This is a genomic window from Streptomyces sp. ITFR-16 (genome assembly GCF_031844705.1).
In the GTDB taxonomy this organism is placed as follows: domain Bacteria; phylum Actinomycetota; class Actinomycetes; order Streptomycetales; family Streptomycetaceae; genus Streptomyces.
In genome coordinates this window covers 330,171-345,992 of sequence record NZ_CP134609.1, presented here as the reverse complement: position 1 = coordinate 345,992, position 15,822 = coordinate 330,171, and the positions used below count along the sequence as shown (strand labels likewise).

Annotated in this window: 12 protein-coding genes; 5 read left to right on the top strand and 7 right to left on the bottom strand. The window is 71.0% G+C overall.

Features of this window, described 5'->3' with window-relative positions:
* Nucleotides 1-7 precede the first annotated feature (7 nt).
* Nucleotides 8-706, bottom strand: a complete 699-nt coding sequence (locus tag RLT58_RS01605; RefSeq protein ID WP_311308536.1) for a response regulator — start codon at nucleotides 704-706, stop codon at nucleotides 8-10.
* Nucleotides 703-2,301, bottom strand: a complete 1,599-nt coding sequence (locus RLT58_RS01600) for an ATP-binding protein (protein WP_311308535.1) — start codon at nucleotides 2,299-2,301, stop codon at nucleotides 703-705. The genes RLT58_RS01605 and RLT58_RS01600 overlap by 4 nt, the downstream gene beginning before the upstream one ends.
* A 218-nt stretch (nucleotides 2,302-2,519) precedes the next feature.
* On the opposite strand from RLT58_RS01600, the gene RLT58_RS01595 reads away from it, so the two are divergent.
* From RLT58_RS01595 to RLT58_RS01585, 3 genes are read left to right on the top strand one after another with little or no spacing between them, the layout of a single operon-like run.
* Nucleotides 2,520-3,335 carry an ABC transporter ATP-binding protein gene (locus tag RLT58_RS01595; protein WP_311308534.1) on the top strand — a complete coding sequence of 272 codons (816 nt, stop codon included), beginning with the start codon at nucleotides 2,520-2,522 and terminating at the stop codon, nucleotides 3,333-3,335.
* Entirely contained in the window at nucleotides 3,325-4,200 is an 876-nt protein-coding gene (locus RLT58_RS01590) for an ABC transporter permease (RefSeq protein ID WP_311308533.1), read from the top strand. The genes RLT58_RS01595 and RLT58_RS01590 overlap by 11 nt, the downstream gene beginning before the upstream one ends.
* Nucleotides 4,201-4,254: 54 nt before the next feature.
* A complete protein-coding gene (locus tag RLT58_RS01585; protein ID WP_311308532.1) occupies nucleotides 4,255-5,292 on the top strand; it encodes an ABC transporter substrate-binding protein in 1,038 nt (345 codons plus the stop codon).
* 72 nt (nucleotides 5,293-5,364) lie between these two features.
* Here RLT58_RS01585 and RLT58_RS01580 read toward each other — a convergent pair whose 3' ends face one another.
* The gene (locus RLT58_RS01580; RefSeq protein WP_311308531.1) at nucleotides 5,365-5,682 is read right to left on the bottom strand and encodes a hypothetical protein; all 318 of its coding nucleotides are present in this window, start codon (nucleotides 5,680-5,682) and stop codon (nucleotides 5,365-5,367) included.
* A 348-nt stretch (nucleotides 5,683-6,030) separates the two neighbouring features.
* Here RLT58_RS01580 and RLT58_RS01575 point away from each other — a divergent pair, with 348 nt between their 5' ends.
* Together RLT58_RS01575 and RLT58_RS01570 are read left to right on the top strand one after the other, a co-directional pair.
* Nucleotides 6,031-7,431: an APC family permease gene (locus tag RLT58_RS01575; RefSeq protein WP_311308530.1), complete on the top strand. Its 1,401-nt coding sequence runs from the start codon at nucleotides 6,031-6,033 to the stop codon at nucleotides 7,429-7,431.
* Between the two features lie 78 nt (nucleotides 7,432-7,509).
* Nucleotides 7,510-8,304: a PepSY domain-containing protein gene (locus RLT58_RS01570; protein ID WP_311308529.1), complete on the top strand. Its 795-nt coding sequence runs from the start codon at nucleotides 7,510-7,512 to the stop codon at nucleotides 8,302-8,304.
* Nucleotides 8,305-8,360: 56 nt separating this feature from the next.
* Here the strand turns inward: RLT58_RS01570 and RLT58_RS01565 are convergent, their stop codons facing one another.
* From RLT58_RS01565 to RLT58_RS01550, 4 genes are all read right to left on the bottom strand, one after another.
* On the bottom strand, nucleotides 8,361-10,601 hold the full coding sequence (locus RLT58_RS01565; RefSeq protein ID WP_311308528.1) for an nSTAND3 domain-containing NTPase: 2,241 nt from the start codon (nucleotides 10,599-10,601) through the stop codon (nucleotides 8,361-8,363).
* Nucleotides 10,602-10,696: 95 nt separating this feature from the next.
* Complete coding sequence (locus RLT58_RS01560) at nucleotides 10,697-12,592, bottom strand: ABC transporter ATP-binding protein (RefSeq protein WP_311308527.1); 1,896 nt, start codon at nucleotides 12,590-12,592, stop codon at nucleotides 10,697-10,699.
* Nucleotides 12,593-12,720: 128 nt separating this feature from the next.
* A complete protein-coding gene (locus RLT58_RS01555; protein WP_311308526.1) occupies nucleotides 12,721-14,151 on the bottom strand; it encodes an ATP-binding protein in 1,431 nt (476 codons plus the stop codon).
* Complete coding sequence (locus RLT58_RS01550; protein WP_311308525.1) at nucleotides 14,148-15,806, bottom strand: NAD(P)/FAD-dependent oxidoreductase; 1,659 nt, start codon at nucleotides 15,804-15,806, stop codon at nucleotides 14,148-14,150. The genes RLT58_RS01555 and RLT58_RS01550 overlap by 4 nt, the downstream gene beginning before the upstream one ends.
* Between the last annotated feature and the right edge of the window lie 16 nt (nucleotides 15,807-15,822).

The window sequence follows — 15,822 nt, the reverse complement described above, 5'->3', positions numbered from 1 at the left end:
GCGGGAATCAGCCGGCCGGGGCCCAGGCGTAGCGGTGCTCCGGCCGGCCGGTGTCGCCGTACTTGAGGCTCAGGCTGATCCGCCCCGCCCCTTGCAGGTACTTGAGATAGCGGTGCGCGGTGGACCGGCTCAGGCCCGCCCGCGCCGCCACCTCGTGCGCCGACAGAGGCTCGCCGGCCGCCGAGAGGACCTGGCGGATGACGTCGGCGGTCGGCGCCGAATGTCCCTTCGGCAGCCCGGCGGCCGACACCGACTCCGCCGTGCGCAGCGCCCCGAAGATCTGGTCGACCTGCTCCTGCCCGGCCTCGCCCCGGCGGCTCTCCACCCCCTCCAGGGTGCGGCGCAGCGTCGCGTAGCTCTCCAGCTTGGAGCGCAGGCCGCCGAAGCTGAACGGCTTGACCAGATACTGCAGGGCGCCGTACCGCAGGGCGGTCCGCACGGTCAGGACGTCGCGGGCGGCCGTCACCATGATGACGTCGGCCGGGTGCCCCATCCGGTGCAGCTGATGGACCAGCGTCAGCCCCGGCCGGTCCGGCAGATAGTGGTCGAGGAGGATCAGGTCCACCTGCTCGCGCTCCAGTACGGACAGGGCCTGCGCGGCCGTGTGCGCGCGGGCGACGACGCGGAAGCCGGGCACCTTGGCCACATACGCCGCGTTGATCTCCGCCACGCGGAAGTCGTCGTCCACCACCAGTACATCGATCACTGCGACTCTCCCACTCCGGTCAGTTGTCGTACCGCCAGCGCCTCGGGCAGCACGACGGTGAAGACCGATCCGCCGCCCGCCCGGGCCGCCACCCGGGCGGTGCCGCCGTAGCGCTCGGCCAGGCGGCGCACCAGCGCGAGCCCCAGTCCGCGTTCGCGGTGGGCCGGGGCCTGTTTGGTGGACCAGCCCTCGGTGAAGATCTGCTCCCGCAGGGCGACCGGCACCCCGGGACCGTTGTCACTGACCCGCAGCACCGCGCCGGTGTTCTCGGCGAGCAGCTCGACCTCGACCAGCGTGGCGACGTCCAGGGCGTTGTCGATGAGATTGCCGAGCACGGTCACCAGGTCGCGCGGGTCCACCACCACATCGGGCAGCCGGGTGGCGGGGGAGACGCGCAGGGACGCGCCGCGCTCGGCGGCCACCGCCGACTTGCCCACCAGCAGCGCCGCCAGCAGCGGATCGCTGACCCGTTCGGCCACCTGCTCGGCCGAGGCCCGCCGGTCGTCCGCGACCTCGGTGACGAACTCCACCGCCGCGTCGTGCATACCCAGCTCCAGCAGGCCGAGCAGGGTGTGCAGCCGGTTGGCGTGCTCGTGGTCCTGGGCGCGGAGCGCGTCGAGCAGGCCGTGTGTGGAATCCAGCTCCCGGCCGAGGAGTTCCAGCTCGGTGCGGTCGCGCAGGGTCACCACCGCGCCGCCGTCCCCGGTCGGCATCCGGTTGGCGATCAGCACCCGCCCCCGGCACACGGTCAGCAGATTCGCCCCGTCCACCCGGCCCGCCAGCACCTGCGCCGTCCGGCCGGGCGGCAGCACGTCCCCGAGTGCGCGGCCGACCGCGTCCGGGGTCAGCTCCAGCAGCCGCTGCGCCTCGTCGTTGAGCAGCCTGATCCGCCCGCGGGCGTCCAGCGCCAGCACGGCCTCACGGATGCTGTGCAGCATGGCCTCGCGTTCGTCCAGGAGCGCCGAGATGTCCGCGAAGGCCAGGCCGTGGGTGTCGCGCTGGAGCCGCCGGGACACCGCGAGCGCGGCCAGCACCCCGGCGGCCAGCGCGGCGCCCGCGTACTGAAGGAGCACCGGAATGGTGCCGAGCAGCCCCTGCCGGACGCTCCGGTACGCGATCCCCACCGATACGGCCCCGACCACCGTGCCGTGCCGGTCGCGCAGCGGGACCTTGGCGCGGGCCGAGCGCCCCAGGGTGCCGATGTCGATCTGCATGATCTCGCGGCCGGACAGGGCCGTGCTCGGGTCGGTCGAGACATGCCGGCTGATCCGGTCGGTCTCGGTGTGCGACCAGCGCACACCCCGGGTGTCCATCACCACGACGTACAGCGCCCCGGTGGCCCGGCGGATCCGTTCCGCCTCGGCCTGGACGGGACCCGTGGGGCTGGGCCCGGTGCTCAGCAGCTTGTCCACCAGACCGGGTTCGGCCGCGGTGGTCTGGGCGATGGACAGGGCCCGGCGCATCGCCTGGTCGTCGAGTTCATGACTGAGCGGGGCCAGGAAGAGACCGGTGACGAGCATGACCACACCCGTGGTGATGGCGACCTGGGTGAGCAGCACCTGGGCGAAGACACGACGGGGCCAGTGAATCCGCATGCCGTCGTCCTCTGCTCTCTCGCCGCCCTCGAATCCGGTTCTCCGATTCGCTCCGTGTGAACGCAACGTAAACGCCACCGACCTCGCTGCCTAGGGCCCGTCGCCGCTTCGTTGTCCAGGCGTGAGCACAATGAGCAGAACCACGGGTAACGGGCACAACCCGCGCTTGTGGGCGCAAGACTCCCGCCCCGGCCGGACCGCCCCTAGCGTCCCGGCCCATGAACAGCGAAACGAGCCCCGCCATCGAGCTGCGGGGGGCGAGCAAAGCGTTCCGGACTCCGTCGGGGGCGCTCCACACCGCCGTACGGGATCTTGACCTGACGATCGGCCGGGGCGAGTTCGTCGCCGTGGTCGGCCCGACCGGATGCGGCAAGTCGACCACCCTGACCCTGATCAGCGGCCTGGAGGAGCCCACCGAGGGCGAGGTGCTGGTCTCCGGCGCACCGGTGCGCGGCATCGGCGACAAGGTCGGCTTCGTCTTCCAGCAGGACGCGGTCTTCCCCTGGCGGACCGTGCTCTCCAATGTGATGGCCGGCCCCCGCTTCCGGGGTGTGCCGAAGGCGGAGGCGAAGGAGCGGGCTCGCGCCTGGCTCGCCAGGGTCGGCCTGTCCTCCTTCGAGGACCGCTATCCGCACCAGCTCTCCGGCGGCCAGCGCAAGCGGGTCGCGCTCGCGGCGACCTTCGTCAACGACCCGGAGATCCTGCTGATGGACGAGCCGTTCTCCGCGCTCGACGTGCAGACCCGGGCCCTGATGTCCGACGAACTCCTGGAGCTGTGGGGCGGCACCGGCGCCTCCGTCGTCTTCGTCACCCACGACCTGGAGGAGTCCATCGCCCTGGCCGACAAGGTCGTCGTGATGACGGCGGGCCCGGCCACGGTCAAGGAGGTCTTCGAGATCGGGCTGCCGCGCCCGCGCAAGGTCGAACAGGTGCGGCTGGAGCCCCGGTTCCTGGAGATCTACCGGGAGATCTGGTCCTCGCTCGGCGAAGAGGTCCGGATCACGCGCGAGAGGGGTGCGGCCGATGCTGCCTGACACCGTCACGAAGGACGCCGCCGACGGCGGGGCCGCCACCGGGACCGGCCGGACGGCGGCCAGGGCCCGGGCGGCCCGCAACCGCAGGATGCTGGTGCTGGGCAGCCGGATCGCCGTGCTCGTCGCGGTCGTCGGACTGTGGGAGTGGCTGGCCAGGACCGCCGTCATCGATCCGTTCAACTTCTCGATGCCGTCGAAGATCTGGGACCAGATCCACACCTGGGTGACCGAGGGAACCGCCCAGGGCTCCCTGTGGGAACAGATCTGGTACACGCTCTACGAGGCGCTGCTCGGCTGGGTCATCGGGGTGCTCGCCGGGGTGCTGCTCGGCATCGCGCTCGGCCGCGTCCGGTTCGCCGCCGATGTGCTCGGCCCGTACATCAAGGTGCTCAACGCGCTGCCCCGGATCGTCCTCGCCCCCATCTTCCTGATCTGGTTCGGCCTCGGCCCGGCGTCCAAGGTCGCCTCGGCGGTCGTCCTGGTGTTCTTCCCGGTGTTCTTCAACGCCTTCCAGGGGGCCCGGGAGGTCGACCGCAATCTCGTCGCCAACTCCCGCATCCTGGGTGCCGGCAACCGCCAGGTCACCCTTCACGTGGTCATCCCCTCGGCCACATCGTGGATCTTCACCAGCCTGCACGTCAGCTTCGGCTTCGCGCTGATCGGCGCCATCGTCGGCGAGTACATCGGCGCGACCAAGGGGCTCGGGCTGCTGGTGGCCGCCTCGCAGGGCACCTTCAACTCGGCCGGTGTCTACGCCGCCATGGTCATCCTCGCGATCGTCGCCCTGCTCGCCGAGGGGCTGCTCACCTTCCTGGAGAAACAGCTCTTCCGCTGGAAGCCGGCCGACGCCGACACCGCCCGCTGAGGCGTTCTCCTCCCCCTCCACTTCCGTACCTTCCTTCACAAGGACGTGAACCCGATGCGTATGTCCCCACGGATCCCGGCGTTCGCCGTCGCCGGAGTGCTCGCCGCGGCGAGCCTGACCGCCTGCGGAGGCGACTCCACCTCCGCCTCCGGCGACAGGAACGACAGCGTCAAGATCATGGTCGGCGGCCTGGACAAGGTCATCTATCTCCCCGCGATGCTCACCGAACGGCTCGGCTACTTCAAGGACGAGGGCGTGGCGGTGCAACTGCTGACCGAGCCCGCCGGCGTGCAGGCCGAAACCGCCCTGGTCTCCGGCGACGTACAGGGCACGGTGGGCTTCTACGACCACACCCTGGACCTCCAGGTGAAGGGCAAGCACGTCGAGTCGGTGGTCCAGCTCTCCCAGGCGCCCGGCGAGGTCGAGATCGTCTCGAACAAGGCGGCGGGCGACATCACCTCGGCGAAGGACTTCAAGGGCAAGAAGCTGGGCGTGACGGGCCTCGGCTCCTCGACCGACTTCCTGACGAAGTACCTCGCGGTGAAGAACGGCGTGCAGACCAGCGAGTTCACCCCCGTCGCGGTCGGCGCCGGACAGACGTTCATCTCCGCCCTCCAGCAGGGCTCCATCCAGGGCGGTATGACCACCGACCCCACGGTGGCCACCGTCCTCGACAAGAAGCTGGGCAGGATCCTCGTCGACATGCGGACCCCGGAGGGGTCCCGGCAGGCGCTCGGCGGGCTCTACCCGTCCTCCAGCCTCTATATGCAGACGGAGTGGGTCAACAGCCACAAGGCGACCGTCCAGAAGCTGGCCAACGCCTTCGTGAAGACACTCAAGTGGATGTCGACGCACAGCGCCGACGAGATCGCCGCGAAGATGCCGGCCGACTACGCGCAGGGAGGAGGCGCCGCGCTGTACGCGGAGTCCATCAAGAGCACCCTGCCCATGTTCACCGAGGACGGCGTGATGCCGGCGGACGGACCGGCCACCGTGGAGCGGGTCCTGAAGGCGTTCAACCCGAACCTGAAGAACGCCGACGTCGACCTGTCCAAGACGTACACCACGGAGTTCGTGAAGAAGGCCGGCTGACCCCGCCCGCCCGGACAGACGTCATCGCACGCCCGCACGCTCTCGCGCGCGGGCGTGCCGGCACGTCCGCGGTTATTCGGAAGCGGCTTCGTCCACCCGCCGGCCCGACTCCGGCACCGCTGTCGGCACCGTCGCCGCCGAGCCCCGCCGTACGGCCTCCACAGCGGCATCGTGCAGATCCCGGCTGGCTGCCTCGGACGGGCACGGCACAGGGCTGCCCGCCATCGTGAACCAGTCGGCCGCGCCGGTGTACTGCACGGTGATCTGCGCCGTGTCGTCGGCCCAAGTGGTGTGGATCGTCAGGTCGCCGGAGAGCGGCCCGACCTCCTCGGTGAGCACGCCGCCGTGCCCCGAATACACTCCGCGTGTCGTCCAGGACGCCCAGGTCATGCCTCCAGGCTCGCACCAAAGCAGCCGGATCGCGACCCGCCGGAACGGAGCAATCCGGCCGCGCCGGAGCCCAGCGGAACCAACGGTGGATTTGAACGAAACTTTTCGTGCCCGCGCGCTGCGGTTACCGCACTGGCCGAATCCGTTGTCCTGACGCGATCTTGGCGCCAAACCGTTGAGAGAGGGCACTCCGGCAACGGATTCCGAAGTAAATCAGCTATTGACCTGCGGAACGCGTCGGTATTGCATGACGCGCTGGGAGCACCGGAACCATCCCTCACCCCGTGTCCGGAGGCGATACCGCTCCCGCGCTCGACGACCGCACCTGTTGATCGGAACCCGCACACGATGACCGACACGCTCAGCGCTCCCCAGGCGCTCGCCCCCGCGACCGGGCCCACCCCGCAGAAGCTCAAGCGTTCCATCGGCGTCGTGGGAGGAACCCTGCTCACGCTCTCGTGCGTGACACCGGCCTCCACCCTCTTCGTGGTCGTGCCCGACCTGTTCGCCGGACTCGGCACCTACACCGCCCTCACCATCGCCATCGGCTCGCTGCTCTGTATCGCGGTGGCGTTCTGTTACTCGGAGCTGGGCACCCTCATCCCGAGCGCCGGCGGCGAGTACGCCATGGTCTCGACGATGGCCGGACGGCTGGCCGGCTGGCTCGTGTTCGTCCTCTCACTGCTCGTCGTGATGATCGTGCCCCCGGTCATCGCCATGGGGACCGCCGACTACCTCGCCCCCCTCGTGCACATCCCCGCCCCCCTCGCCGGGGCGGGCGTCATGCTGCTGGCCACCCTCGCGGGCCTCCTCGACCTGCGCGCGAACGCCTGGATCACCGGGATCTTCCTCGTCCTCGAAGTGATCGCCGCGGGCGTCGTCGCCGTCCTCGGGTTCGCGCACTCCGAGCGGGGCGCCTCCGCCCTGGTGCACGGCACGGTCGCCGCGCCGGGCGGCACGAGTTCCACGGTCACCGCCATGACGGTCGTCTCCGGACTCGCCATCGCCCTCTTCATCACACAGGGCTTCTCCACCGCCGTCTACCTCTCGGAGGAGCTGGAGGACCCGCGGCGCAACGTGTCCCGTACCGTCCTCGCCACGCTCGCCATCTCGACGGCCGTCATCCTCGTGCCCGTCATCGCCATCACGGTCGGCGCGCCCGACCTCGCGACCCTGACCTCCGGTGACCTCAGCGGCATGGTCGAGGCCTGGTCCAACTCGGCCGTCGGCACCTTCGTGAGCCTCTGTGTCGCCCTCGCCATCATCAACGCCGGCATCGTCATGGTCATCCAGAACTCCCGCGTGCTGTTCGCCTCCGCCCGCGACAAGGCCTGGCCCGCCCCGGTCAACGAGGCGCTGTCCCGGCTCGGCCGGTTCGGCTCGCCGTGGGTGGCGACCCTCGTCGTCGGCATCCCCGGCGCGGCGCTCTGCTTCGTCAGCCTCGACACGCTGTACGGAGTCACCGGCGTCTCCGTCACCGCCATGTACCTGCTGGTCGCCGTCGCCGCCCTGCTCTGCCGGCGCGGCACGCACCGCGAGGCCCCGGCCTGGCGGATGCCCCTGTGGCCGGCGATCCCGGTGCTGCTCATCGCGGTGCTCGCGTACATCCTGACCCAGCAGGAGACCTCGTATCTCCTGTGGACCGGCGGGATCACGGCGTTCGCCACCCTGTACTGGGCCCTGTACCTGCGGCCCCGCCGCGACACCCGCTGGCTGGTCAGCATCCCGGAGGACGCCGAGGCCGCCTGACACCGGATGGCGGGTCGATCGGGTGACACCCACCGCCCACCCCACATGCCGGAGGGACCGCGCGGTAGGCATCCCGGCATGAGACATGATCCCCACCCGAAGAACACCGGCCTCCTGCGTGCCCACCGCCTCCGCGCGGCCGGCGCCGCCTGCGTCGTCCTGACCGCCGCCCTGCTCACCGGCTGCGGTCAGGACAGCGGCAGTACGTCGACGGGCACCGCGACCTCGGAAGCCGCGCGCGCCGTCCCGGAGCGGACGACCACCCCCTCCACCGACGCGAGCAAGAGCGCTTCGCCGGCCGCGCCGCTCACCGGCGACCAGAAGGAGCGCAAGGCCCTCCTCGCGTCCACCAAGGTCACCTTCGACAAGGCCGTCACCACGGCCGAGGGCGCCGTCGAGGGCGGCAAGCTCCTCGAACTCGACCTGAAGGGCCCGGGCGACGGGGACGACGACTCCGACGACAGCGCGTCCCCCAGCGCGAGCGCCGGCCCGTCCCCGAGCACGAGCGCCTCGCCCGGTACGGGCCCCGAGTGGGTCGCGGCCGTCGCCGCCAAGGACGGCACCGAGCACACCGTGCGCATCGACGCGGTCTCCGGCAAGGTCCTCAAGTCCACCGAGGACGCGGACCAGGACGCCGAGGAGAAGAGCCGCACGGCCGACCGGATCGCCAAGGCCAAGCAGACGCCGCAGCAGGCGGCGAAGGCGGCCACGGGCAAGAAGAAGGGCACGGTCACGTCCGTCGACCTGGACGACAACGACCAGAACGTCCTCGTCTGGAAGGTCGACGTCGTCTCGGACGACTGGAAGAAGACCACCCTCGACGTCGACGCGGCGGACGGCTCCGTCACCCGCCAGGAGACCGACAACGACTGACGCGACCGCCTGCCCCGGTGCCCCCGGCCGCGCGTGCGGCCGGGGGCATCCGTGTGTCACTCCTCGGCGAGCGTCCGCATCAGCTCGTTGAGGACCGCCTTGTCACGTGCCTCGTCGGTGTACGGGGCGGGGGCGGCGGTTTCCCGGCGGGGAGTGAACCGCACATGGTCCTCGACGGCCATGAGCGTGTGCAGGATGCTCTCGACCTTGCCGACATCCTCGGAGTCCTCGCTGCTGTCGACGCGCTCGTCGAGGAATGCCAGGAGCTTGTCGATCGGCTCGGTGAAAGCGTCATCGAAGTCGCATTCCCGCATCCTGGCGAGTGTGCGCACCCCGCCGAGCGCGCAGTGCACCACCTCGTCGAGCAGGGCCTGGTCAACCGTGCTCCCCGGTATCTGCTCCAGTGTCCGGTGGAGCTCGATGGCTTGGAGCCAGTCCCCGGCCCACGCCTGTTCCCTGAGGGCCTGACGGACTTCCTCCGCCACATCACGGCTGAAGCGCTCCCGCTCCTCCGGAGCAATCACCGGGCTGTACTCCATGGCGTTCACCAGACTGACGAGGTGCTCGACGTGCTCACCCCGGCAGAGTCCCGCGTTCGCTTCCGCCACCACATGGGCCGCCAGGGAGCGCGAGTCGAGCACCTCGGCGACCTCCAGGATCCACTGGAGGTTCAACGCGATGCTCTCGTCCTCGGTGTCGAGGGACCACTCGACGTAGTCCGTCGTCTCCAGGACCGCCGCCTCCGTCCGCTTCATGGCCGCCTTCAGCTGCGCCAGGATCCCCGTTCCGTCGGGCATCCCGGCGGCATCGGTCAGGCTGTGGATCTGCACCGGCTGGACCAGCGCCCCGAGGAGCGCGGGCATCCGCGCCCGCCCGGCGTCGAGGTGGAAGCGGAGGTAGTCGGCGATCGACGGGTTGTGGAAGGACACCCCGTGCGCGTCGACGGCCACCATCGTGCCGTCCAGCACCTGCACAGCCCGCCGGAAGGCCCGCGCGTCCGCCACCAGGCCCATTTCCTCGCGGTACAACGACCACGACTCCCGCAGAGACTCCAGTGACGTCGTACGGAACGTGAAGAGCACTTCGAGCAGATGCACCGCCTCGTCCGTGAGGTCGTTGTCCACGATCCGCTCCCAGATGCGCCGGGGATCGTCGAGGTTCTTCAGCAGCGCCGCCGCCACGTCCTGGTCCCCCCGGGAAGCGACGCGCAGAGTGTCCTTGATCAGCCGGGGGCTGAAGTTGCGGTGCCGGACGATCGGCTGCCAGATGGCGGGTTCGGCGAACGGCCGCTTCCGGTCGGCCGTGAGCCCGGACGCGTGGACGTGGTTGTAGAGGATCTGCCCCCGAACCCCCAGGCTCAGATCGGTGAGGTGGACGACGCTGGTCGCCTCCGTCACATCCGGTGAGCCCAGCCGCTCGTGCTTCAGCAGGGCGTGTTCCAGGATGTAGTCACGGGTCGTCATCACCAGGGCCTTGTCCGGCGCCTCCTGGATCTCGCGGATGACGTTGAGGAGCCGGGCGTCCTCGTTCTTGTTCAGCTGGGAGTCCAGCGTCGTCTGCCCGAGGAAGTCGTCGTAGAGGAACAGCTGCGGGGTCCCCTCGCGCCACAACGCCGCGATCTCGTCGACGTCGTGGGAGATCTCGTGCACCTCGTGGCCGTGGCCCATGCGCCAGGCCGCCAGCATCAGGGCGACCGTCGTCTTGCCCACGCCCGGGAGCCCGGCGATGACACAGACGTGCTGCTCGTCGAGGATGCGCTTCGCCCGGTCGAAGCCCTCGTGCGGGACGAAGGTCCGCATCATGTCCGGCAGCCCCTTCCGCAGCCAGGACGAGCGCAGGTACTTGTCCTGGTGCAGCACCGTCTGCAGGACGGCCGTGCTGCTCAGCCAGAGCCTGAAGTGCCGCTGGACCAGCTCCGGCCTGCCGCGCAGCTCCGCCACGATCTCCTCGAGACCGTAGAGGTCACCCGTCGTCCTCACATACGGGGCGAAGTCGTCGCGGATCTTGTCCTTGCCGTCGACGGTCAGCCCCACCGTCGTGGCGACCAGATAGCGGGCCGGCTTCAGCGCGGCGACCTTCGCCACCTCGTCCTTGGCCAGCCGCTTGATCAGCGCCGCCTGCGAGGCCCGGGGCCAGTGCTTGCACTGGACGACGGTCGTGGTGCCGTCCGGGGCGGTGTGCCGCAGATCGATGCCGCGGTCCCGGCCGCGCGGGAAGAGCTCCAGGGGCACGCCGAGGATCTCGCCGAACAGGTCCCGGCAGACGACCTCGAAGTCATGGTCCGTCAGGCGCCCCAAGTCAAAAGAGTCCATGCCGCCTTCGCTCGATCGCAGTAGTGCCGTGGCTCCCATTCTTCACCCAGGGGAACCGCGGCAGCACCGCGTCGCGCGCGTCACAGGGACTTGACGCGCGCCTCCTCCTGCCCGTCCGGCGACGCGAACTGGGTCCGGTACAGCTCCTCGTACCGCCCGCCCGCCGCCAGCAGCTCCGTGTGCGTCCCGCGCTCGACCACCCGGCCCTCCTCGACGACCAGGATCAGATCGGCGGCCCGCACCGTCGAGAGCCGGTGGGCGATCACCACCGCCGTCCGCCCCTCCAGCGCCTCGGCCAGGGCCTCCTGGACGGCCGCCTCGGACGTGGAGTCGAGGTGCGCGGTCGCCTCGTCGAGGATCACCACGCGCTGACGGGCCAGCAGCAGCCGGGCAATGGTCAGCCGCTGGCGCTCGCCGCCGGAGAGCCGGTAGCCGCGTTCGCCCACCACTGTGTCGAGCCCGTCGGGCAGCGAGGCCACCAGGCCGTCCAGGCGCGAGCGCCGCAGCGCGTCCCAGATCTCCTCCTCGGTGGCGCCGGGCCGGGCCAGGGTCAGATTGGCGCGCACCGACTCATGGAAGAGGTGCCCGTCCTGGGTGACCATGCCGAGCGTCTCGCGGATCGAGGCGGCGCTGAGGTCGCGTACGTCGACGCCGTTCAGCCGTACGGCGCCCGCGTCGGCGTCGTACAGCCGGGGCAGCAGCTGGGCGATCGTCGACTTGCCGGCGCCCGAGGAGCCCACCAGTGCGACCATCCGGCCGGGTTCGGCGCGGAAGGAGACCTCGTGCAGCACCTGCGTACCGCCGCGCGAGTCCAGTGCCGCGACCTCCTCGAGCGAGGCGAGCGAGACCTTGTCGGCGGACGGGTAGCCGAAGGAGACCCCGTCGAACTCCACGGACACCGGACCCTCCGGGACCTCACGGGCGTCCGGCTTTTCGGCGATCAGCGGCTTCAGGTCGAGGATCTCGAAGACCCGCTCGAAACTCACCAGCGCGCTCATCACCTCGACCCGCGCCCCGGCCAGCGCCGTCAGCGGGGCGTAGAGCCGGGTGAGCAGCAGGGCGAGGGCCACGACCGCCCCCGGCTCCAGGCTGCCGTGCAGGGCGTAGTAGCCGCCGAGCCCGTAGACGAGGGCCAGCGCCAGAGCGGAGACCAGGGTGAGCGCGGTGATGAAGGTGGACTGCGCCATGGCCGTGCGGATGCCGATGTCCCGGACCCGGCGGGCGCGGGCGGCGAACTCGGCGGACTCGTCGGCGGGACGGCCGAAGAGCTTGACGAGGGTCGCGCCCGGCGCCGAGAAGCGCTCCGTCATCTGGGTGCCCATCGCGGCGTTGTGCCCGGCCGCCTCCAATTGCATCCGCGCCATCCGGGAGCCCATCCGCCGCGCGGGCACGACGAACACCGGCAGCAGCACCAGCGCGAGCAGGGTGATCTGCCAGGAGATGGTCAGCATCACGGTCAGGGTCAGCACCAGCGTCACCAGGTTGGAGACCACCCCGGACAGGGTGTTGCTGAACGCCCGCTGCGCCCCGATGACATCGTTGTTGAGCCGGCTGACCAGCGCTCCGGTCCGGGTGCGGGTGAAGAAGGCGACCGGCATCCGCTGGACATGGTCGAAGACCGCCGTCCGCAGGTCCAGGATCAGTCCTTCGCCGAGGGTGGCGGACAGCCAGCGGGTCAGCAGGCCGAGCCCCGCCTCGGCCACGGCGATCACGGCGATCAGCAGGGCGAGCCGGGTGACCGTCCCGCTCTCCTTGCCCTGCACGATCGCGTCGACCACACGTCCGGCCAGCACCGGGGTGGCCACCGCCAGCAGTGCGGTCACGACGCTGAGCAGCAGGAACCGGTAGAGCTCGCGGCGGCGCGGCCGGGCGAACGAGGCGATGCGGCGCACGGTGGCCCGGGAGAAGGGCCTGCGCTCCTGCTGGGCGTTCATCGCGCTGTGCAGCGATGACCAGGCGGTGACTTCCATACTCATGCGGTGCCTCCGGGGCGTGACGGTTCGGTGCGGCTCCCGGTGGCCGGATGCGGCCCGGGGCGCACACCGAACGCTAAGAGCTCAAGCGGACTTGAGGTCAACCGTCCCCGTGCGCCCGGCGGTTCGCCTCACGCCTCCTCGGGCGGCCCGATGGGCAGACACACCTGGAAGCGCGTGTCACCGGGCTCCGAGGTGACCCGGATGTCCCCGTGGTGCTTGTTGACGACGATGCGGTACGAGATGTCCAGCCCCAGCCCCGTGCCCTCGCCGACCGGCTTGGTGGTGAAGAACGGCTCGAAGATCCGGGGCCTGACCGCCTCCGGAATGCCCGTGCCGGTGTCGGCCACCTCGACGAGCAGCCTGGCCTCCTCCCGCCACGTCCGGATCGTCAGCGTGCCCCCGTCGGGCATGGCCGCCACCGCGTTCACGATCAGGTTCGTCCAGACCTGGTTGAGCTCGGCCCCGTACGCGGAGACGGGCGGCAGCGAGCGGTCGTACTCCCTGACCACCCGCACCCCGGACGGGATCTTGGCCTGAAGCATCGTCAGCGTGGCGTCGAGCAGGGTGTGCACGTCCACGGTCTGCTGCGGTGCCCGGTCCAGCTGGGCGTACTGCTGCGCGGCGCCGACCAGACCCGAGATCCGGGTCACCGCGTCGTCGATCTCGCCCATCAGCAGCTCCGAGTCCACCGTGTACGCGAGCCAGCGCACGGTGGAGCCGAGATTGTCCGCGCCGACCGTGCCGGCCGCCGCGTCCAGCCAGTCCGTGTCGATGCCGGCGGAGACCAGGGTCGGGGCCAGGTCCCAGCCGTCCGTCACCCCGTGCTCCTCCAGCCAGTCGCCGACCGCGTCCTCGGCGTCGGCGGCGGCGAGCGCCGCCAGGGTGGGCGCCTTGCCGGCCCGGTGCACCGCGTCGTCCTGGAGCTCGACCAGCCGGTGCAGCTCGGAGCCGTCCAGCCGGCCGTCGGCGATCATGGCGAGCTTGTGCCGCATCCCCGCGACCCGCTCCCGCAGCGCAGCCGTGGCCCGTACCGCCGCGGCTGCGGGGTTGTTGAGCTCATGCGTGAGCCCCGCCGACAGCGACGCCAGGGCGAGCAGCCGCTCCCGTTCGTTGACGATCGCGTTGGCCGCCCGGGAGCCGAAGAACAGCCCCTCCAGCAGATGCAGCGCCATCGGGAACCAGGTGCGCACCGCGTATGCGAACTCCTCGGCGGGCAGCACGAAGAACTCCGTGTCGGTGACCGCCCGCAGGGTGTGGGCGTACCGCTGGTCGACCCGGTCGCCCAGATACGACCGGGTGGCACCCGCGTACACCCCGCGCTGGTCGGTGCGGCTGACCTCCACGTCGTCTCCGTGCAGCACCCGGCTGAGCGCGATCGCCCCGCCGAGCAGCACGAAGAAGCACGTGGCGGGCTCGCCCTCCTCGTACACCGCCGTGCCCGCCGGGCGCTCCTCCCGGCGGCCGCGTTCGGCCAGCCAGCCCAACTGCTCCTCGCTGAGCTCCTCGAAGAGGAACAGGGTCCGCAACTGCTCCGGCGAGAGCCGGTCCGACTCGCTCACTGCGCCTCCAGATAGCGGTGCACCAGGGAGACCGCCATGGCTCCCTCGCCGACGGCCGACGCGACGCGCTTCACCGACGCGGAACGCACGTCCCCCGCGGCGAAGACACCCGGCACGCTCGACTCCAGGTGGTACGGATCCCTCGGCAGCCGCCACCCGGCCGGGCGGTCGCCCCCGGCCACCAGATCCGGTCCGGTCACGACGAATCCGCGCGCGTCTCGGGCGACGACGCCCTCCAGCCACTGCGTACGCGGCTCGGCGCCGATGAAGACGAACAGCCACGACGCCTTGACGGTCCGCTCCGCGCCCGAGCGGCCGTCGCGCAGCGTCAGCTCCTCCAGATGCCCGTCGCCCGCGCCGGCGGCCACCTCCGTCCGCGGATGGACCTCGATGGTGTCGATGGCGTTGATCTGGTCGATCAGATAGCTGGACATGGAACGGGCCAGGTCCTCCTGGCGGATCAGGATGTGCACCCGCCGGGCGTAGCGCGAGAAGTGCACGGCCGCCTGGCCGGCGGAATTGGCCCCGCCGACGATGTAGACGTCCTGGTCGGCGCAGCTCGGCGCCTCCGTGACGGCGGAGCCGTAGAAGACACCCGCGCCGACGAAGTCCGCGAGGCCTTCGGCGGCGAGGAGCCGGTAGGAGACGCCGGTGGCCAGCACCACCGTGTGCGCGGCGATCGAGCTGTCCGGGCCGAGGTGCAGCACGCGGCCCGCCCCCGCGGCCTCCAGCGCGACGGCCCGCTGCGCGCTGAGGATCTCCGCCCCGAACTTCAGCGCCTGGCGGCGGGCCCGGTCGGTGAGCTGGGAGCCGGAGACACCGTCGGGGAAGCCGAGGTAGTTCTCGATCCGGCTGCTCTGCCCCGCCTGGCCGCCGGTGGCCCGCTCCTCCACCAGGACCGTGCGCAGCCCCTCCGAGGCGCCGTAGACCGCCGCCCCCAGCCCGGCGGGCCCGCCGCCGACCACGACCAGGTCGTAGAAGTCGGAGGCCGGCACCGTGCTCAGCCCGACCCGCGCGGCGAGCTCCCGCTCGGTGGGGGAGACCAGCGGCTTCCCGTCCGGGGTGACCACCAGCGGTACGTCGGCCGCGGACAGGCCCGCAGCGGCCAGCAGCCCCTGGCCCTCCGGCTCGTCCGACAACAGCCACCGGTAGGGCACCAGGTTGCGGGTGAGGAAGTCGCGGACCGCGAAGGACGGCGCCGACCAGCGGTGACCGACCACCCGGGTCTGGGTCTCGCCCGGATCGGGCGTGGCGTGCCAGGCCTCCAGCAGGCTGTCCATCACGGGGTAGAGGTGTTCCTCCGGCGGGCTCCACGGCTTGAGCAGGTAGTGGTCCAGGTCGACCACGTTGATCGCGTCGATGGCCGCCTCGGTGTCCGAGTACGCGGTCAGCAGCACCCGCCGGGCGAGCGGGAAGAGGTCCATCGCCGCTTCGAGGAACTCGATGCCGTTCATGTGCGGCATGCGGTAGTCGGCCAGCAGGAGCGCCAGCCGGTCGCCCCGGAGCTTGATCTCACGCAGCGCGTCGAGCGCGTCGGCGCCCGAGAGCGAGCGCACGATGCGGTAGCGGTCGCCGTACTGACGCCGCAGATCGCGGGCGACCGCGCGGGAGACCGCCGGGTCGTCGTCGACGCTCAGAATCGTCGGATTCGCCATGAGGTCCATCATTCCC